1 protein-coding gene is annotated in these 318 nt (G+C 35.5%); it reads left to right on the forward strand.

The window, feature by feature from the left end; translation table 11 throughout:
• On the forward strand, positions 1-318 hold a 318-nt coding region (locus N8M20_RS10255; RefSeq protein WP_261080520.1), incomplete at both ends, for a DUF1542 domain-containing protein.

The raw sequence follows: 318 nt of genomic DNA on the forward strand, positions 1-318 counted from the left end.
AGCAGATAAAAACTTAACAGATCAACAAAAAGCAGATAAGAAAGCAGAAGTAGATAAGGTTAAGAAAGCTCAAGAAGCAAATATCGATAAAGCTGGAACTACTGACGAAGTAGCGAAAGCAACAGAAGACGGTAAGAAAGCAATCGATGCAGTGCACAAAACAGAGTTAGACAAAGCAAAAGAGAAAGCGAAAGCAGACTTAACAGAAGCAGCTAACAAAGAAAAAGCAGAAATTGAAGCAGATAAAAACTTAACAGATCAACAAAAAGCAGATAAGAAAGCAGAAGTAGATAAGGTTAAGAAAGCTCAAGAAGAAAA

The sequence above is a fragment of the Streptococcus mitis genome (genome assembly GCF_946190275.1).
GTDB lineage: Bacteria > Bacillota > Bacilli > Lactobacillales > Streptococcaceae > Streptococcus > Streptococcus mitis_DC.